We start from the raw sequence: 17227 nt of genomic DNA on the forward strand, positions 1-17227 counted from the left end.
AGAGCATCTTCAAGAACGATCCGCTTTTGGGCGCTCAACCGATTCCGGTTGGACATCCGCTGATCCAGTGTCGTGAATTTGAAATACACCTTACTGGTACAGCAACCGCCGCAGCGTATTTCAATTTCGAAAACCACACTAGAAACATATATTTGCTATTCACCCTATTTGAATCTGAGACTCGTTCGGAGCACGCTGAAAAAGGAGACGAATTTCAGATTCGGGTGACTAGCCGATTCAAACGTCAGATACATGACGCGAAGCCTTGCCCGTGGGCAAGCCGGAAGAATGAAACAGACGGACCTTGCATGAAACACGACCGGGCGTTCGATCCACAGTATGGCGAAGCTGTTGAAATTGTCCCGGGCATCCGGCGCCTGACGGCGAACAATCCGGGCCCCTTCACCTTTCACGGCACCAACACCTACTTGCTTGGCACCGGCCGGCTGATCTGCGTCGACCCGGGACCTGCCTCCGGATCCCATATCGACGCCATCCTGCAAGCCGCACGCGGTGCGCCCATCGAGGCAATCCTGGTCAGCCATACCCATGCCGACCATTCGCCGGGCGCACGGCTTTTGAAAGCGCGCACCGGTGCGCCGATCGTTGGCTGCGGGCCGCACCGGCCGGCGCGCGCGCTCTTCAAGGATGAGGTCAATCCGCTCGACGCCAGCGGCGACAAGGAGCATCGTCCCGACACGCTGCTCTCGGACGGAGACTTCTTTTCCGCTGCAGGCCTTGAGCTGGAGACGATTGCCACCCCCGGCCACACCGCCAACCACCTCTGCTTCGCGGTTTGCGGCACGAACCTGCTTCTGTCGGCCGATCACGTGATGGCCTGGGCCACCTCCGTCGTCGCGCCGCCCGACGGCAGCATGAAGGACTACATGGCCTCACTCGACAAGCTGCTGGCGCGCCCTGAAGAAGAATACCTGCCCGGGCACGGCGGCATCGTCAGGCAGGCGGCAAGTTATGTCCACGACCTGAAAGAACACCGGCTGGCGCGAGAAGCCTCGATCCTGGGAGAACTGGCAAAGGGCCCCCGGACGATCCCCGGCATTGTCGCCGAGCTCTATGCAGAGGTCGATCCGGCGCTGCATCCGGCGGCCGGAATGTCAGTCTTTGCCCATCTTGAGGATCTGACGGAACGCGGTTTCGTCTCGGCGGAACCGGGCCTGTCGCTCACATCGAAATTTTCACTCGTGGAGGCGGACTAAAGCATCGTGCGTTCAGGAGAACGCACGATGCTCTACCACTTTAAGATCGATCAGCTTTTGGACGCTCAACGGATTCCGGTTGTGCGTCCGCTGATCTAGCCTTCCAGATCGGTCAGATCGTCGGCGACCGGCGCGTCCTCATCCTCGACATAGGGTTTGAAGCCCGGAAGCGGGATCGTTTCGCGCGGTTCTTGCGGGGTCTCGACCGTCAGCTCGTCCTCTTCCAGAGTCTCTTCGACGGAGAGGCGTGCAAGATCGCCATAGGTTTCAAGAAGCACGCGGTCGATTTCCGCAAGCACGATGCGGATACGGTCGGCGTCGTCGCTGAGGTCCGGCAGCGGTGCGCGCGACCTTGAGCGGACATCAAGCAGCGCACCGACGGGATCGGGACGGATGCGCAGGACGATGTCGTGTTTCAGTCCCAGAATGCGTGAAATCCCCTCCGCCTGGAGATGGGTCTGGGCGTCCAGCAGATCGGGCGGCAGTTCGTCCACCACCTTCCAATTCAGGGATTCCAGCGCCTTGGCACCGGCGGCATGCAGCTGGGCGGTGGATATCCGGTACCGGCGCGGCACGATGTCCGGGTCGAGAAGGCCAACACCCGCCGTGTTTGCCTTGTTTCCGGCCAAAACCGTCACCGCCGGCTGAACGTGCTCGCTCACCGCGGTGTTGAGCCAGGTCAGGAACGGCTCTTCGCCCGCAACAGTTTCCAGCTTCAACTCCGGCGGATCGAGACGGTTCGTGGACAGATCGCCGGAGCCCCCGTTCGTGACCAGCACCGAGACAATCAATCCGGGAGGCACCAGCGCCAGCACGGCCAGGAACGCCCCGGTCAGTGCCGCGGGGACCCCGGGCCCGCCATAGGTCCAGATACGGTGCAGCCCGAACAGACTCAAAACGAGAGAGAGAAACGCGATCAGTGCGGCAGCCGTCAGCGACAGCAGAAAGATATCGGAGCCGACCAGACCGAAGCGCATCGCCAGCGAAGCCACAACAGCCAGCGCCAGCGCTAGGGCGCCGGTCTTGCGGCTCGCAGGTGCCGAGGCTGTTCGATAGGCGGCGTAGCGCTTCATTCCGTCCCAACTTGCAATATACGAGGCTCTGTAACGGTAGTGCCCAAGTGATTGTTTCTTCGTTTACCGTCAAATTGTCAAAAATGAACTTCACTTCCGCAACCGCCCCAGCCTAAATTCATGTCAGGGCAGGCACAAAGTTGAATGAGCGAGGACCACTGAAAACGACGGTGACCATTAGGGGTGGGGCATGACCGGCATGCATTTCAACCGGCCGGCGGACGATCTTGGCCAACGGACTGCCGATGCAGATCGGGAGCGGGAATTGGGACCGCGAACGATCTTGCGGGCAAGCGCCGCCAATATCTGTCTTTGCCACTGTCTGGTGCTGTCGCTTTTTCTCTCGCCCGCCGCCCTCGGATTTGCCATCGCCTTTGCGGATACGGACGGACGCTGGCTGCGGGCGCACTACCATTATCTGCGCACCACCATTGCCCTGCTGGTGATCGGACTGGCCAGCGGCAGCCTGCTGATCCTTGCCGGGCTCTCCCTGTCGCCGGCACTTATGCTCGCCGGTCTGGGGATCTGTGCCGCCACGATATTGCTCGTTATCGCGCGAACGCTGAACGGGATCTTCCGCGCCTTTTTCGGTCTGCAGCTCCGGAACCACAGAAGTTATTTCATATAACTTTCCGGGAACTTTGCTTACGCAAACGGAAGCGTGCTTCGATTGGTAAAGAATTGGTTACCACTATACTTCAATTCCGCGCCTGTTTCGTTACATCCTGTTATTGTTTTTGACTGGCCGAAATCCGCCAATAAGCGCATGCTTATTCCGTCCAATGCAAAAAACTGTCAGCAGGACCGAGGGTTTGCCCTCCGTTTGCCGCAATTGGATACCAAATGCACAGCGCCCGCGAAACCACCAAACCAGAGTGGGCAATAGTATGATAAAACGGACGAAACCGATGCCTGAGCAAGCACCCCGCCCGGCCGCAACCCAGAATGCCGGCGCGAAACTCGTAAACCTCTACAAGCCGGTCGGAATTGCCGCGCTGAACGCAGCCGCGCTCTGCAAGAATTCCGGCACGTTGAACAAGAAGTCCAAGTAAACCGTCTTCGAACCGAAGACGTTTACTGAGCCGCCGACGGGCCGGTCGCATTTCCGGTCCTCTTCGGCGGGTCCCGCGTTCGGTGCACGGTTGCCGAGACCCGGTCTGTTGGGCAAACTGCCGCCGTTCGGGCACGTTGCGTGTCCCCGCGGAGAGTGCCCAGATGATCATAGCCTATTGCCCTTCGGTCAAAGGTCTGGAACGGATTGAGCTTTCGCCGGACGCCGCGCTGCCGGCGACCTCGATCTGGATAGATCTTGTCTCGCCGACTCAGGATGAGCAAAAAGCTGCGGAAAAACTCATGGGTGCGGAGATTCCGACCCGGGAAGAAATCGCCTCCATCGAAACCTCTGAGCGGCTCTACCTGGAACCGGGTGCGGTGGTGATGACGGCGCAGATGCCGATCGCCACGCGAACGATCGACCCGACCCTTTCTTCAGTAACCTTCGTTCTCAATTCCAAGCGGCTGGTGACGGTTCGCTACGGCGAACCGAAATCCATCGCCATCCTGTCACGGAAGGTGCAGGCGGATGCCAGTATCGCCCATCGCGGTCCCGCCGTGCTCTTTGCCATGCTCGACATCATCGTCGACCGCTGCGCCGACGAGATGGAAGCAGCCTCCGCGCGTTACGACGAACTTGCGGTGGAGGTTTTTGGGGACGGGCTCAATACGCGCAAGACCGCGAGTTACCAGATCGCCATCAAGCGGCTCGGACAGATCGGCCTGCTTGTCTCCAAGATGCATGACGTTTGCACCAGCCTCGCCCGGATGCTGCTTTACCTCGGCACGCATGCCAAACGGCTGAACCTTACCGAGGACCAGACCAACGATTGCAAGATCTTCAGTCGCGATATCCATTCCATCAAGGAACATGGCGATGCGCTGGACAACAAGCTGGCGTTCCTGCTCGATGCGACCGTTGGTCTTGTGACCCTGGAACAGAATCAGATTTCCAAGATCTTCACGGTTCTGGGCGTGATCTTCCTGCCGCCGACCCTGATTGCATCGATCTATGGCATGAATTTCCGGAACATGCCGGAACTGGACTGGCAGCAGGGTTTTCTGTTTTCCATCGGCCTGATGCTGGTCTCGGTCGTTGCAACCTTCCTGTTCTTCCGCTGGAAACGGCTGCTCTAAGGCAACTGCCTCATGGATAAAGCCGCAGCTTCGACCAGGCTTCCTCCGGCACTGTGCGGGTGAACTGGACCCGGTCATGCAGCCGGAAGGGCCTGTCGTGCCAGAATTCGATCGAGGTCGGCACCAGCCGGAACCCAGACCAGTGTTCGGGACGCGGGATCTCGCTGATGCCGAATTTTGCCGTGTATCTGGCGACTTCCTTTTCCAGCGCGAAACGGCTTTCCAACGGGCGCGACTGCTTCGACGCCCAGGCGCCGATGCGGCTGCCACGCGGCCTGGACTGGTAGTACTCGTCCGCCTCCGCCGTGCTGACCACCTCGACCGCACCGCGGATACGGACCTGGCGTCGCAGCGACTTCCAGTGGAAGCACATCGCAGCCTTTCCGGCGGTGAGAAGCTCCTGCCCCTTGGCGCTTTCGAAATTTGTGTAAAACACGAAGCCGCGCTCGTCGAAATCCTTCAGGAGCACCATCCGCACATTCGGAAGGCCGGTCTCGTCAACGGTGGCGAGCGCCAAGGCATTGGGGTCGTTGGGCTCTGATGCCCTCGCGTCCACAAGCCATTCTGCAAAAAGCTCAAATGGCTTCACTACCTCAGTAAAGTCACCTTTTGTTAACTCTTGGGGAGGATCTTTAAGGTCTGTCATCGTCACCCTGTCGAAGGAACCGGCAGCCTGCGTGACCGGCGGGAAGCCGCCCGGCCGGAGGTCTGTCTCAAGATGTATCGTATGCGTTCATATACTGCCGGACACATCAAGATCCACCCCTTCGTGGCAATCCTCCTGACCCTTGGCGCGGCCCTGGGCACAACCTTGGGCGGTTGCAGCCAGGTGACCATGGAGATGGGCAGCAACAACCTCGATTCGCCGACCGTCCTGACGGGATCGATCCCCTCGGCGACCGACGTCGCCTATGCGGATATCAACGAGGACGACCGCAGCATCATCGCGCAGAACCTCGACCTGTTCGGCCAGGATCTGGCAGCAGGAAAATCAGCGGACGGGGTGACACTTTCGTGGCTGAATTCCATCAGCGGCAACTCCGGTACGCTGGCTCAAATCGACGCGGCGGTTTTGAACGAAACCGGCTGTCTCAACTTCAAGACCACGGCCAACACCATCGCCGGCATCAAGCTTTATTCCGGCACTGCCTGCCGCGACATCACGCAACGCTTTGCCGTGACCGCCCTCACCGTCGTAGACGCTTGAACCTCAGCCAAAACCCGATAAAACCGGATAAACATCTTCGCAGCCGGGAGGTCTGGAATTTTTTCCTTTCCGTCCCGATATGGAAGGTAACTCCGGTCGGAACAGGCCCCGCAGGGCCGCGCGCTTCGGCGAACCGCATCAAGGCAGGCGCATCGAGGCAGGCGCGCGCAGGGTCGACGGCCGGAAATCTACAGGAACCTGGTGAGACGAATGCGTGATCCCTACAGTGTTCTCGGGGTGGCGAAATCCGCCAGCGAGGGCGACATCAAGAAGGCCTTCCGGAAACTGGCCAAAAAATATCATCCGGACCAGAACAAGGACGACCCGACGGCCGCCCGGCGCTTTGCCGAGGCAAATCAGGCCTACGAGATCGTCGGAGACAAGGAAAAACGCGGCAAGTTCGACCGCGGCGAAATCGATGCCGAAGGCAAACCGCGCTTCCATTCGCAGGGCTTCGAGGGTTTTTCGGGGTTTGAGGATTTCGGCGGAGCTGGCACCCGGGGCGGTGCGCGCGGCTTCCGGCCTGGCGGCGGCAACCCCGGTGGCGGCGGCGGTGGCTTCGACGACATCCTGAACGATATTTTCGGCAGTTTCGGCGGCGGCCGCAGCCGGGGTGGTGCAGGCACCGGCCCGGGTGCCGGCGCCGGTGCCGGCACCCGGGCTCAGCCAAAGACGCAAGGCGCCAATGCTGAGCTGGTGGCGCGCGTATCGCTTGAAGAAATCGTCAATTCCGGCAAGACCCAGGTGACGCTGCCGGGCGGAAAGACCGTCAACGTCACCCTGCCCAAGGGAGTGACAGAAGGCGAGAAGATCCGGCTGAAGGGGCAGGGTCATCCGAGCCCCAATGGCGGCCCGGCGGGCGATGCCATGGTGGACATCCGCTTCAAGCCGCACAAGCTTTTCGAGGTCAAGGGCTCGGACCTTCACCTTGACCTGCCGCTGACGCTTTATGAAGCCGTCCTCGGCGCCAAGGTGCGCACGCCGACCCTGTCGGGTGCCGTCAACCTGACGATCCCGGCCAACGCTTCCAGCGGCAAGACCATGCGCCTCAAGGGCAAGGGCCTGCCGACCAGGGAAGGTGGCCATGGCGACCTGCTGGTCAAACTCCAGATCGTCATGCCGCCCCATGGCGACGACGAACTGGACACCCTGATGAAGGCCTGGAAGGAAATTACACCTTACCGGGCACGCGGACCGGAATTCGACTAAGTCTCCCTGGAGATTGCGCTTCGTGCGGCCGGCATACCGCCGGCCTCACATAGCAAACCGGTTCTTGCGCGCGTCCCCAGGAATACCGTCTTCCCAATATCAGGACAGCAGCTTGCTCATTCATATAACTTGTTATATATCTAGTTATGCAATGGGAGCCTGTCATGGTTGAAGATGTCGTCCGCGCGCTCGGCTACGCCACGCTTGGCAGCCGGCTGAAGCGGATCGGGGAAAAGCTGCAGGCGCAGACACAGGAACTTGCCGCAGGTCTTGCCGGCACGGATCTGCCGACACCGCACAATCCGGTGCTGGCGACGCTCGACCGGGAAGGCGCACTGAGCATCGGCGATCTCGCCAGGGCCCTCGGCCAGAGCCAGCCTGGCGTCACAAGGATGATCAACAGGATGAAGGCGAACGGGCTTGTCGCGGCGAACGTGATGGAAGGCGACCGGCGCGTCAGCACCATTGCGCTTACCGAAAAGGGCGAAGACCTTGTTGCCCATCTGAAGGCGTCTCTCTGGCCTGCCGTCACCCTGGCCGTCGCGGACATTTGCGAACAGCTGGACGGTCCTTTGCTGCAGCAGCTGGACGCCCTGGAAACCGCGCTTGCGGAAATTCCGCTGACCGGCCGGCATCCCGGTCCGCCCCTGCCCGACTGGAACACTCTGGTGCCGGTTTCACGGGAGGAGACCCGATGATCAAGCGCATCTGGCACGGCTGGACGACGCCGGAATTGGCGGACAGCTATTTTCACGTTCTCACGACACAGGTCATTCCGGGGATCGAGGCGAAGGTCATTCCCGGCTATCTCGGCATCGAGGTGCTCCGGCGCGAGCAGGAATCCGAGGTCGAATTCGTGACGATCATGCGGTTCCGCTCGCTGGACGACATCATCGCCTTTCAGGGCCCGGACTTTGCCCGCTGCTATGTGCCCGACGCCGCCCGGAAGGTGTTGAAGCGCTGGGACGAGATCTCGCAACATTATGAGCAAGTCCATGAACGCACCTATGACTGAGGCGCAGGGAACGCATTGGCTGAACCGTGCTGTGTGGTCCGCGTTGACCACCCGGCAGGAACCCTTGTCAAAGGGCGACGCCCTTGCCCGCCGCTTCGATCCGGCGATCTCGCCCTTTGCGGCAACGCGGGACAATTCCCCGGAAGCCCTCGCCGCGCTTAGTCGTCTGATCGGTGCGGAGGGAGATCATGTTTATTTGCTGCAGGCAGAGGATGTCGCCTTGCCGGACGCGCTGGAGGCAAGCGTTACAGCTCTCGGCGTCCTGATGACCGAGATCGATCCGCAGCTGGATCCCTCACCCGCAGCAGGTATCCTGCCTCTGGACCAGGCTGATGTCCCCGAGATGGTTGCGCTGGCGGAACTGACAAAACCGGGTCCCTTCACCGCCAGGACGCCGGAACTCGGGACCTTCTTTGGCGTCAAGCGCGATGGCCGGCTTGCCGCCATGGCGGGCACGCGGCTGAACCTGCCGGGCTTTACCGAAATCAGCGGCATCTGCACACATCCCGATTTCCGTGGCCTGGGTCTCGCCTCCAGCCTCTCGCTGCATGTGGCGGCAACGATCCGGGCGCGGGGTGACACGCCGTTCCTGCACGCTTATGCGGACAATCACGGCGCGATCGCACTTTACCGCAAGCTCGGCTTCGAGATCTGGCGGGAGGTCAATGTCGCGGTGGTCAGGCGCCGTGGTTAGAGCTGCTGTCTAACAGCACCGGAATAGACCCTCATGCGCTGGCGCAGGTACTTTGCCGCCGAACGGCAATGGCTCGGACCGGCGGCCTCCGCCCAGCGTCCCGTGGTCCAGGCGTTGTTCGACCCTTTCATGGGACCGCCATAGAGATCTTCTTCGCTGAGGCTTTCCATGAGAGCGACAAGGTCGGCATGATTGCTTTCGAAAAGTGACCGCGCGGACCGCCAGGATAGCCCGGCCTGTTTCTGTCTGAGCTCCGCGTTGTAGCGAGCCGTCTCGTTCCATTTGTAGCCCTTGGCCGGAAGGTACACTTCCCGGCCAGCCTGACCATCCCGGTACCAGCCCAGAAACAGATCGATCCAATGCGCCCTGTGGCCGATTATGTCCTTGGGCGAGATGCCGTCGGCATCCTTTTCAAGTCGCAGCATGGCCGGCAGTTCGTCCAGGAGCGACTGAAGCTTGCCGTATTCCTTTGCCGTGATCGCAAGCAGTTCCTGCTTGTTTTTTGCCGCCATTCCGTTCTCCCGCGAAAGCTTCCGCCCGTACAGAATTTCCCGGCGGAGGCCATTGCCCCGACCGCGTCATGATTGCACTTTTGAAGGATCGCCCACCTTGACCCATGGCAATGCCGGTCAAAGAACCTTGCCGCACCAGATGGTGCCTGACGTTCCGCCATCCGGCTGGGTCTTCACGGGCAGAAATCCGCGCGCTGTCCAGAAGGCCAGTCCGTCCGAGTTGACGGCGCTGACGCCTGCATGGACCGCTGCAACTCCCTTGTCTCGGGCGTCATCAACCCAGGCCTCGAGCAACCCGGAGCCGAGTCCCCGGCCTCGCGCCCGTGGCAGAAGGTTCATGTGAATATGTGCAGGAAAACGGGCGACGACGTCCGCCGGTACGCTGGACGGGCGGTGGATCGAAGCGATCCTGCGCTCGTCCTGCGTCCAGTCCCCGGATGAGCCGGATGGCCTGGCATAGCGCCTGCGAAGCACGGGCCACCAGTCCACTTCAAGACGGCGTTCATAAGCCGCAGTGTTGGCCGCGCCAACAGCGTAGCCGACAAGGCCCATTCCGTCTTCCGCAACAAAACTGATCAGGCCCGGCAACGCGACATAGGGGCCGGCGTAGATATGCCCGATCAGTCTCGGATCGTCATAGAGCCCCGAGGCATCCCGGCCCGCGTCTCCCGTTTGCAGGCAAATCTCGTAGACCGCGTCCAGGTCGCGAAGGTCTGCTTTGCGAATTACGATGGTGTCGCTCATGGCCCGCCTTTTCTCATCCCCGGTTTCGCAAGAAACAAGCAGACGCGGCGCTTGTAATCAAGCGGCAGGCATTCAGGCAAAATTGCAACACACGCGTGCCGGAAAGCATGCTCTACCACCTGTCATATTGCATACACCGCAGGAGACGGATAAGGACCTCTGGCAATTTTTACAGGGGTTTAAAATGCGTTTTGTTCCGGGGCTACTGATTGCCCTTTTTGTTTCCACAACCGCAATGGCCGAAACCGTTCGCGCAACCGTTCCGCCCAACAAGGCGACCGTGGTTGGGTCCGGCGCAATTTACGGGCCGGACTGCTCGGCCGGGATGATACCTGAATTCAAGGTCAAGCAGGAACCGAAGCACGGTAAGGTCAGTTTCAAGCTCATCACCAGGAAACTTGGCGAAGGTGCCGGCCGCTGCGCGGGCAAGACGGTCAAAGGCATGCTTGTCATCTACCAGCCTGACAAGGGCTACAAGGGCGAGGACGTCTTCAAGGCCGGGTTCGTCATGAACATGTATACGTCAGGCGCCGCCGATATCCGCCACGTGGTCAACAAATACGTGATCCAGGTCAAGTAACCAAAGGCCGGGCGGCAACGGACACGTGCGCCGCCCGTTCTTACCTGTCCTTCCAGCCGTACCACCAATAGGCACCCTGCAGGTAAAGCTTGCGCAGGGCCGGCAAAGGAAACTTGTGAAACGGCCGGCGCAGCGGCGCGGGCAGGTCTTCGGGCTTCAGCTTGCCAAGGATAAGACCGGCAATCTTCTCGCCCGATATCGAGGCCATCGCTATGCCGCTGCCGTGCCAGCCCATGGCTGCGTAGACACCGTCGAGACCAGGCACCTGACCGACAAAGGGTGTCAGCGCCCTGGCCAGGCAAACGTGACCATACCAGCTGTATTCGGCTTCGATCCCGGCCCAGGCAGGAAACATGGTCTCGAAATCGGAACGGGCACTTTTCTGAATGGCTGCGAGCGACGCCGCGTTCTCGAAAACCCCGCCTCGCGTACCGAACAGGAAGCGCCGGTCCGGCAGCAGCCGGAAATAATGCAACAGCACCCTGGTGTCCGAGGCCATCGTGTCCGTGGTCCAGCCCTGGGCTGACAGTTCATCGTCGGTGAGAGGCCGCGTGACCTGGATCGACGACATGACCGGCAGCGTGCGGCCATGCAGCCATTTGGGCACATCCTCCCGGGCATAACCGTTACCGGCCAGAACCACTTTTCTGGCGCGGACAAAACCGTGCTCGGTTTCAAGATGCCAGCGATCACCATCCCGCGTCAGGCCGGTCACCGGCGATTTGCCGAAGACCTTGCCGCCTGTCCGGCGCACCTGGTCCGCGAGCGCCTGGACATAGGCCATCGGATTGAGCGCAAAGCCGTAAGGAATACGCAAGCCGCCGTGGAAATTGGGGCCGCCGTAACCTTCCGCCTCCAGATCGCCCTTTGCCATTACCCTCGCCTTGACGCCGAAGGTCTCCTTCAGGAAGGTAGCCTGGGCCTGGAAACCCGCAAAGTCTTTCGGCCTGTGCGCCAGGTAGATTTCGCCATCGGAATGGCGGCTGGCATCGACACCCCAGCTTTCAAGGCGCGAAGCGACAAGATTGACGCCGGCCACCTGATAGGCAACGAAACGGCGGGCTTCTTCCAGACCGAACTTGCGGATGAGCTGATGCTCGTCCAGCTTGGTGCCGCCCATACAGCAGAACCCGCCATTGCGGCCGGATGCGCCATAACCGACATGCTCGGCCTCCAGCACGCAGACCGACACACCGGCCTGCGCGAGACGCAGCGCGGCGCTGAGCCCCGCGAAGCCCGCGCCGATGACGGCGACGTCAAAGAGGGCATTGCCGATCAGCTGCCGGTCCAGTTTCGGCTGCGGGATACTGGCTTCCCAATAGCTGCCGACGGTCCGGCGCGTGTCTGGGCGGGTTTGCAGCATCTCAGATCCCGAGTTTGTCCCTGAGCGAGAACCAGGTCATCGCCAGCACGAGGAGCGGAAAGCGCAACCGGTCGCCGCCCGGGAAGGCCGGAACGTTCAGCCGCTCGAACACCTCAAAGCGTCCGGCGGTGCCCGCCACCGCCTCGGCCATGACCTGACCGCCCAGTGTTGCCATGGCAACGCCGTGCCCGGAATAGCCGCCGGCCGTCAGCATGTTGGGGGCCGGCCTTGAAAAATAGGGCATGCGTTTCGGCGTAATTGCAAGTGTGCCACCCCAGCCATAGTCGATGCCGACATCTTCAAGCTGCGGGAAGATCTCAAGCATAGGTTCGCGCACGAAGGTCTTGATGTCCTCCGGGAAGCGATAGCCGTAGTTCTCACCACCGCCGAAGAGCAGGCGCCGGTCGGCGGAAAGGCGGAAATAGTTGATCACGAACTTGCTGTCGGCGACGGCGACATTGTCGCGGATGATCTTCTTCGCTTCATCCTCCGAAAAGGGTTCGGTCGCGACGATGAAGTTGTTGATCGGCATGACATGGGCTGCCGTCTCGCGGTCAAGACGGCCGAGATAGCCGTTGCAGGCGAGGATGACATGATCCGCCCGCACTTCGCCGTGCTCCGTCTTCACGTCAAGCCGTCCCGTGCCCTTGCCGTCGAGTGCGGTGACCTTGGTTTCCTCGAAGATCCTGGCGCCAGCGGCCTCCGCCGCTGCACCAAGGCCGAGTGCGAAGTTGAGCGGGTGCAGATGCCCTGCCCCCATGTCCAGGGATCCGCCGTAATAACGCGGGCTGCCGACGAGATCGCCGATCTCGTCCGGCGCGACGAAACGGATGTCCTCGTAGCCGTAGACGAGCCGCAGATGCTCGACATAGTCCCGGCTTTCCTCGACAAAGCTATTGCGATGATCGGCATGCAGAACACCTGGCGTATAATCACAGGCGATCTGGTGTTTTGCGATCAGATGCTTGACCAGCGCCTTGGAATCTTCAGCAAGATCCCACAGCAATCTGGCGTGGGACTTGCCGTGCCGTTCCTCCAGTACGTGCTGGTCCATGCGCTGGCCCGAGCCGACCTGGCCGCCATTGCGCCCCGAAGCCCCCCAACCGATCCGGTTGGCCTCCAGCAGAATGACATCAATGCCGCGTTCGGCCAGATGCAGGGCAGCGGAGAGGCCCGTATAACCGCCGCCGATCACACAGACACTGCAGCTTTGTGCGCCTTCCTGCACCGGATAAGCGGTCTGACGCGTGGCGGTCGCGGCGTAGTAGGAGGGAGCGTGCTGACCAGGCGTGTCATTAGCTGTCAGGAGATCAAGCGCAGTCAGCATGTCGGAAGCCAGGCTCCTCTTATCAACATGAAAATCCGGGACCGGGATTGGTCGGGCAAAGACCTCGGCCACATTCCCTTGTTCAGCGGGCAGTTTCAAGGTGTAATCAGTGTTCGGAAGACAGGTTTTGCCTGATTTTGCAAGCTCTTGGGGCTCCCGCTACGTCAGGCGCCCTGTCAGAACCACCGCCCAGATGACCCAAAAGGAAGGCAAAACTGTGTTTGGTCCCGTTGAACATCCCTGGTTCGATGCGCTTTGGCGCCGGATCCTTTTGGTCGCCTTCTGTGCCGGCTGGACAGGCGTTGAATATGCTTCCGGCAATATCACCTGGGTCTATATCATGGGGGCAATCACCGCCTATGCGGCCTGGGCTTATCTCGTCGCCTACAAGGGCCCGGACGATCCCACCCGCAAGACCCGACCCCGGATGGAAGACGATGAGGGCTGACGCAGCCACATTGCCCAAGCTCTTTCATGCATTGCACTTCGGCTGCCGAGCGCTGCCGGCTCTCATTGTGTTCTTGCTGGCAGCGTTCGCGGCGGCCGGTCTCGCCGGGGATGCAAGGGCGCAGGATAACCCGTCCTTCACTGAGGCCAGTGGCATTCAGGAAGTGTTGAACAAGCGCTGTGTCGTCTGTCACGGCTGTTACGACGCGCCTTGCCAGTTGAAGCTGTCCTCTCCGGCCGGCTGGTTACGCGGTGCCAGCAAGGTGAAGGTCTACGAGTCCTCCCGGCTGGAGGACGCACCCATGACCCGGCTCGGGATCGATGCCACCACTGTTCCCGCCTGGCGCCAGAAGGGGTTTTTCTCCATCACGGACGAGGATCCTGGATCCGGTGCAAAGACCGGAGAGAAACCTTCGGTGCTGGAACAGCTCCTGCTGGCGGGCCGCGAAAACGGCTTCAAGCTCGGGGCGCCGCTTCCGGACAGCATAGACATCTCGCCGCTGCGCGCCTCGGCCTGCCCGGCTGAAAATGAGGTGAAGGGCTATCTGGCGGAGCATCCTCAAGGCGGCATGCCCTTTGCCATGGCCCCACTGCCGCAACAAGACTATGAGCGGCTGCTGGCCTGGGCAAAGGCCGGGACGCCGGTGCCGCCGGATCCGGATCCCTTGCCTGCGGATGTGATGACGCAGGTTGCCGCCATCGAGACCTACCTCAACCGGCAGGATCTCAAGGACCGTCTGGTCGCGCGCTATCTGTTCGAGCACCTGTTCCTGGCGCATCTTCACCTGGAAGGCGACGGCCCGGATCGGTTCTTCCGCCTGATCCGCTCGCGGACGGCAGCGGGCACGCCGCCGGAGGAGATCCCAACAAGGCGACCCTTCGACGATCCGGGCGGTGCGTTTCAGTACCGGCTCGTGCCGATCACCGGCACGATCCTGCACAAGGAACACATGGTCTACGAGATCGGGGCACAGCGGCTCGAACGCTATGAGGCCCTGTTCGGAGCGCCCGAGTGGGCGCCTGAGTGGACGCTAGAGAAATTGCCGCCCTATTCGAAGGCCGCCGGAGGCAATCCGCTTTCCACCTTCAGTGCCATCCCGGCCCGCAGCCGCTACCAGTTCCTGCTGGACGATGCGCTCTATTTCGTGCGCTCCTTCATCCGCGGACCGGTCTGCTACGGCCAGGTAGCCGTGAATGTGATCGAGGACCGGTTCTGGGTGTCCTTCCTTGCGCCGGACGCCGATCTTTCCGTCACCGACCCGACGTTCCTGCAAGATGCGATCCCTATCCTGGAACTGCCGGTTGCCCAGGACGACGGCAAGCTGTCGAATCGGCTGGAGAGTTTCCTGTCGCTCGGTCCGGTGAAGTACCAGGATTTCCGCCGGATGCGCTATGCGCACAAATTCCGTGCCGAAGGCGGCCCGGACTATGCCGACATCTGGGACGGCAACGGAACCGAGTTGGATGCCCGCCTTACCATCTATCGCAACTTCTCTTCCGCCTCCGTCGTCACCGGCTTTATCGGCGCGGTGCCGGAAACCGCCTGGGTGATCGACTACCCGCTGTTCGAGCGGATCTATTACAATCTGGTCGCAGGTTTCGATGTCTTCGGCAACGTGGAACACCAGCTGACGACCCGGCTCTACATGGACAGCCTGCGCCGGGAGGGCGAGCGTACCTTCCTCTCCTTCCTGCCGCCGGAGACCCGCATGCCGCTGCACGAAAGCTGGTATCAGGGACCTCTGGTAAGCCTGGTGGACCAATGGAAGGAAAGTGTCCTCGATACCAGTTCACCGACCGCAATTTCCTATCGTACCGGCCAGGCCAAGTCAGAATTCCTGACGGAACTCCTGCGGATTTCACCGGACCTCTGGCAGGAGATGGACCCGATCAACCGCTGCAGCGGCGACAACTGCGCTGCCCGGGAAACACCGGCCGGAAAGCTCCGTCCGCTCACCCTCAGACCCGCTCCCTTTGCCCGCTTCCTGCCGGACATCGCGGTGCTGCTGGTGGAAAAAGCAGAGGGCGACGAAGTCTTCACGATCGTCCACGACATGGCCCACGCCAATGTAGCTTTCATCTTCAACGAAGACTTTCGGCGAGAGCCCCAGAACGACACTCTGACGGTCGTTCGGGGACAGTTCAGCAGCTATCCGAATTTCATCTTCAGGGTGAAGGAGACGGATCTTGACGCTTTTGTCGAAGCCGTTCGTGGCATCAAGACGCAGGACGGTTATGTCGATTTCGTCGCCCGCTTCGGCGTGCGCAGGACAGACCAGGACTTCTGGTCCCTCTTTGATCGCATCCAGGCTAGCCTTGACGCTCAGGACGCTCTTCAGGCCGGCTTGCTCGACCTCAACCGCTACCGCGACCCGAAACCCCTCGACCCGATCGAGCGGCTGTTCGAGTTCACGTTTCCGGGGGATTGAACCTGTAGCTGAGCATATTTTTTGCGTTCCGACCTCATCCTGAGGAGGGCCACAAGGCCCGTCTCGAAGGATGGGCTGCATACTCCGAGTGTGCCGCCCATCCTTCGAGACAGCGCTTCGCGCTTCCTCAGGATGAGGAGGAATTGGTGGTAAGCACCTCGTAAAAAAGGAGCAGTGAGGCGGTAATGCCTCACCCACCTCACCCACCTCACCCACCTCACCCACCTCACCCACCTCCCTCACCCAGCTCCCGGATCATCCAGTCGCAGAAAATCTGGGCGTCGGTGCTGAGGGTCTGGCGCGGGCCGTCGGTGACGAGGTAGTAGCTGTGCCGGCTCTTGATGGCCTTCTCCGACGAGCGGATCAAGCGGCCGCTGTCGAGATAGGGTTGGGCCAGCGTTTCCAGCGCCAAAGCATGGCCATGCCCGAGCGCGGCAAGCTCCAGGGCAGACAGCGTCTGGTCCACTTGCAAGCCGTTGCGCTTCGGCACGGCATGACCGTGGCTGCGGAAGAAGCTCTCCCAGGTGTCGATCACGCCCATTATGTCAAGGCGCGGAGCCTCGGCGAGCGCCGCTAACTCGCGCATTTCCGGCGGCAGCGCGAGATCGGGGTGGCATACGGGGATGATCGGATCGTTGAGCAGGAAGGTCACGGCCCCGTCCGTCCAGCTGCCGTCACCGAAACGAATATCGATGTCAAAGAGTTCCGGGCTGAGCGTTTCTGCCCAGGACGCGGAAATCATCTGCAGATCGACGCCGGGATAAGCAGCCTGAAAGGCATGCAGGCGCGGGATCATCCAGAGGTGGCCGAAACTTGCCAGACAGCGGAAGCGGACCGGCTGGCGGTCGCGCTCGCCGAAGACGGAGACGGTCGCGATGGACAGGTCCGAAAAAGCCTTCTCCACGGTCGGCAGATAGGTCTGGCCGAGGCGGGTGAGCGCCAGCTCGCGATGAACACGATCGAACAGAGGATAGCCCAGCAGTTGCTCCAGCTGACGCACCTGATAGCTGACGGCCGCGGGCGTGATCAGCAGTTCCTCTGCCGCGCGGGTGAAATTGCCAAGCCGAGCTGCCGCTTCAAAAGCGCGAAGCCATGTTAGAGGCGGCAGATTATAGGCCATTTTTCCGTTCTGCTATGCGTCCAGCATTACAACACATATCCCAATCGTTCCTTTTGTATCAGTCGACTCCTTCAAATTTTTTCGATGCTATACCAAATGA

General features: G+C 61.1%; 19 protein-coding genes. 12 read left to right on the top strand and 7 right to left on the bottom strand.

Annotation, left to right across the window (positions count from 1 at the left end; all coding sequences use genetic code 11):
* The first annotated feature begins 308 nt into the window (after positions 1–308).
* Positions 309–1217: an MBL fold metallo-hydrolase gene (locus tag ACX3M4_RS10295; protein ID WP_459358487.1), complete on the top strand. Its 909-nt coding sequence runs from the start codon at positions 309–311 to the stop codon at positions 1215–1217.
* A 95-nt stretch (positions 1218–1312) separates the two neighbouring features.
* Here ACX3M4_RS10295 and ACX3M4_RS10300 read toward each other — a convergent pair whose 3' ends face one another.
* The gene (locus ACX3M4_RS10300; protein ID WP_459358488.1) at positions 1313–2290 is read right to left on the bottom strand and encodes a DUF1499 domain-containing protein; all 978 of its coding nucleotides are present in this window, start codon (positions 2288–2290) and stop codon (positions 1313–1315) included.
* 190 nt (positions 2291–2480) lie between these two features.
* Here ACX3M4_RS10300 and ACX3M4_RS10305 point away from each other — a divergent pair, with 190 nt between their 5' ends.
* From ACX3M4_RS10305 to ACX3M4_RS10315, 3 genes are all read left to right on the top strand, one after another.
* Positions 2481–2918: a hypothetical protein gene (locus ACX3M4_RS10305; protein ID WP_459358489.1), complete on the top strand. Its 438-nt coding sequence runs from the start codon at positions 2481–2483 to the stop codon at positions 2916–2918.
* Between the two features lie 280 nt (positions 2919–3198).
* Entirely contained in the window at positions 3199–3342 is a 144-nt protein-coding gene (locus tag ACX3M4_RS10310; RefSeq protein ID WP_459358490.1) for a hypothetical protein, read from the top strand.
* Between the two features lie 163 nt (positions 3343–3505).
* A complete protein-coding gene (locus ACX3M4_RS10315) occupies positions 3506–4480 on the top strand; it encodes a magnesium transporter CorA family protein (RefSeq protein WP_459358491.1) in 975 nt (324 codons plus the stop codon).
* A 10-nt stretch (positions 4481–4490) separates the two neighbouring features.
* On the opposite strand, the gene pdxH is transcribed toward ACX3M4_RS10315, so the two are convergent.
* Entirely contained in the window at positions 4491–5126 is a 636-nt protein-coding gene (gene pdxH / locus ACX3M4_RS10320) for a pyridoxamine 5'-phosphate oxidase (protein ID WP_459358492.1), read from the bottom strand.
* Between the two features lie 81 nt (positions 5127–5207).
* On the opposite strand from pdxH, the gene ACX3M4_RS10325 reads away from it, so the two are divergent.
* The 5 genes from ACX3M4_RS10325 (at position 5208) to ACX3M4_RS10345 (ending at position 8605) form a co-directional block, all read left to right on the top strand.
* Entirely contained in the window at positions 5208–5687 is a 480-nt protein-coding gene (locus tag ACX3M4_RS10325; protein WP_459358493.1) for an RT0821/Lpp0805 family surface protein, read from the top strand.
* 210 nt (positions 5688–5897) lie between these two features.
* On the top strand, positions 5898–6896 hold the full coding sequence (locus ACX3M4_RS10330) for a DnaJ C-terminal domain-containing protein (RefSeq protein ID WP_459358494.1): 999 nt from the start codon (positions 5898–5900) through the stop codon (positions 6894–6896).
* Between the two features lie 164 nt (positions 6897–7060).
* A complete protein-coding gene (locus tag ACX3M4_RS10335) occupies positions 7061–7594 on the top strand; it encodes a MarR family winged helix-turn-helix transcriptional regulator (protein WP_459358495.1) in 534 nt (177 codons plus the stop codon).
* Complete coding sequence (locus ACX3M4_RS10340; RefSeq protein WP_459358496.1) at positions 7591–7911, top strand: antibiotic biosynthesis monooxygenase; 321 nt, start codon at positions 7591–7593, stop codon at positions 7909–7911. The genes ACX3M4_RS10335 and ACX3M4_RS10340 overlap by 4 nt, the downstream gene beginning before the upstream one ends.
* Positions 7892–8605, top strand: coding sequence for a GNAT family N-acetyltransferase (locus ACX3M4_RS10345; protein WP_459358497.1), 714 nt, complete (start codon positions 7892–7894; stop codon positions 8603–8605). The genes ACX3M4_RS10340 and ACX3M4_RS10345 overlap by 20 nt, the downstream gene beginning before the upstream one ends.
* Here the strand turns inward: ACX3M4_RS10345 and ACX3M4_RS10350 are convergent.
* Both ACX3M4_RS10350 and ACX3M4_RS10355 read right to left on the bottom strand, forming a co-directional pair.
* A complete protein-coding gene (locus tag ACX3M4_RS10350) occupies positions 8602–9117 on the bottom strand; it encodes a ClbS/DfsB family four-helix bundle protein (protein WP_459358498.1) in 516 nt (171 codons plus the stop codon). The genes ACX3M4_RS10345 and ACX3M4_RS10350 overlap by 4 nt on opposite strands.
* A 117-nt stretch (positions 9118–9234) precedes the next feature.
* A complete protein-coding gene (locus ACX3M4_RS10355) occupies positions 9235–9861 on the bottom strand; it encodes a GNAT family N-acetyltransferase (protein ID WP_459358499.1) in 627 nt (208 codons plus the stop codon).
* Positions 9862–10045: 184 nt separating this feature from the next.
* Here ACX3M4_RS10355 and ACX3M4_RS10360 point away from each other — a divergent pair, with 184 nt between their 5' ends.
* Entirely contained in the window at positions 10046–10441 is a 396-nt protein-coding gene (locus tag ACX3M4_RS10360; protein ID WP_459358500.1) for a hypothetical protein, read from the top strand.
* A 40-nt stretch (positions 10442–10481) separates the two neighbouring features.
* On the opposite strand, the gene ACX3M4_RS10365 is transcribed toward ACX3M4_RS10360, so the two are convergent.
* A complete protein-coding gene (locus ACX3M4_RS10365; protein WP_459358501.1) occupies positions 10482–11804 on the bottom strand; it encodes an NAD(P)/FAD-dependent oxidoreductase in 1323 nt (440 codons plus the stop codon).
* A gap of 1 nt (position 11805) precedes the next feature.
* The gene (locus ACX3M4_RS10370; RefSeq protein ID WP_459358502.1) at positions 11806–13131 is read right to left on the bottom strand and encodes an NAD(P)/FAD-dependent oxidoreductase; all 1326 of its coding nucleotides are present in this window, start codon (positions 13129–13131) and stop codon (positions 11806–11808) included.
* A gap of 217 nt (positions 13132–13348) precedes the next feature.
* On the opposite strand from ACX3M4_RS10370, the gene ACX3M4_RS10375 reads away from it, so the two are divergent.
* Both ACX3M4_RS10375 and ACX3M4_RS10380 read left to right on the top strand, forming a co-directional pair.
* Positions 13349–13579, top strand: a complete 231-nt coding sequence (locus ACX3M4_RS10375) for a hypothetical protein (protein ID WP_459358503.1) — start codon at positions 13349–13351, stop codon at positions 13577–13579.
* Positions 13569–16007 (top strand): fatty acid cis/trans isomerase, encoded by a 2439-nt coding sequence (locus ACX3M4_RS10380; protein WP_459358504.1) that lies wholly within the window; start codon positions 13569–13571, stop codon positions 16005–16007. Before ACX3M4_RS10375 ends, ACX3M4_RS10380 begins: the two co-directional genes overlap by 11 nt.
* Before the next feature lie 226 nt (positions 16008–16233).
* On the opposite strand, the gene ACX3M4_RS10385 is transcribed toward ACX3M4_RS10380, so the two are convergent.
* Positions 16234–17127, bottom strand: a complete 894-nt coding sequence (locus tag ACX3M4_RS10385) for a LysR substrate-binding domain-containing protein (RefSeq protein ID WP_459358505.1) — start codon at positions 17125–17127, stop codon at positions 16234–16236.
* Positions 17128–17227: the final 100 nt, after the last annotated feature.

Source organism: Roseibium sp. M-1, assembly GCF_054515675.1.

Bases quoted from the DNA above. Each gene is read 5' to 3' on its own strand.
- ACX3M4_RS10330 (WP_459358494.1), top strand. From the start codon at position 5,898: ATGCGTGATCCCTACAGTGTTCTCGGGGTGGCGAAATCCGCCAGCGAG.
- ACX3M4_RS10385 (WP_459358505.1), bottom strand. From the start codon at position 17,127: ATGGCCTATAATCTGCCGCCTCTAACATGGCTTCGCGCTTTTGAAGCG.
- ACX3M4_RS10295 (WP_459358487.1), top strand. From the start codon at position 309: ATGAAACACGACCGGGCGTTCGATCCACAGTATGGCGAAGCTGTTGAA.
- ACX3M4_RS10310 (WP_459358490.1), top strand. From the start codon at position 3,199: ATGCCTGAGCAAGCACCCCGCCCGGCCGCAACCCAGAATGCCGGCGCG.
- ACX3M4_RS10345 (WP_459358497.1), top strand. From the start codon at position 7,892: ATGAACGCACCTATGACTGAGGCGCAGGGAACGCATTGGCTGAACCGT.
- ACX3M4_RS10355 (WP_459358499.1), bottom strand. From the start codon at position 9,861: ATGAGCGACACCATCGTAATTCGCAAAGCAGACCTTCGCGACCTGGAC.
- ACX3M4_RS10365 (WP_459358501.1), bottom strand. From the start codon at position 11,804: ATGCTGCAAACCCGCCCAGACACGCGCCGGACCGTCGGCAGCTATTGG.
- ACX3M4_RS10300 (WP_459358488.1), bottom strand. From the start codon at position 2,290: ATGAAGCGCTACGCCGCCTATCGAACAGCCTCGGCACCTGCGAGCCGC.
- ACX3M4_RS10325 (WP_459358493.1), top strand. From the start codon at position 5,208: ATGCGTTCATATACTGCCGGACACATCAAGATCCACCCCTTCGTGGCA.
- ACX3M4_RS10335 (WP_459358495.1), top strand. From the start codon at position 7,061: ATGGTTGAAGATGTCGTCCGCGCGCTCGGCTACGCCACGCTTGGCAGC.
- ACX3M4_RS10315 (WP_459358491.1), top strand. From the start codon at position 3,506: ATGATCATAGCCTATTGCCCTTCGGTCAAAGGTCTGGAACGGATTGAG.
- ACX3M4_RS10305 (WP_459358489.1), top strand. From the start codon at position 2,481: ATGACCGGCATGCATTTCAACCGGCCGGCGGACGATCTTGGCCAACGG.
- ACX3M4_RS10380 (WP_459358504.1), top strand. From the start codon at position 13,569: ATGAGGGCTGACGCAGCCACATTGCCCAAGCTCTTTCATGCATTGCAC.
- ACX3M4_RS10370 (WP_459358502.1), bottom strand. From the start codon at position 13,131: ATGCTGACTGCGCTTGATCTCCTGACAGCTAATGACACGCCTGGTCAG.
- ACX3M4_RS10340 (WP_459358496.1), top strand. From the start codon at position 7,591: ATGATCAAGCGCATCTGGCACGGCTGGACGACGCCGGAATTGGCGGAC.
- ACX3M4_RS10360 (WP_459358500.1), top strand. From the start codon at position 10,046: ATGCGTTTTGTTCCGGGGCTACTGATTGCCCTTTTTGTTTCCACAACC.
- ACX3M4_RS10350 (WP_459358498.1), bottom strand. From the start codon at position 9,117: ATGGCGGCAAAAAACAAGCAGGAACTGCTTGCGATCACGGCAAAGGAA.
- pdxH (WP_459358492.1), bottom strand. From the start codon at position 5,126: ATGACAGACCTTAAAGATCCTCCCCAAGAGTTAACAAAAGGTGACTTT.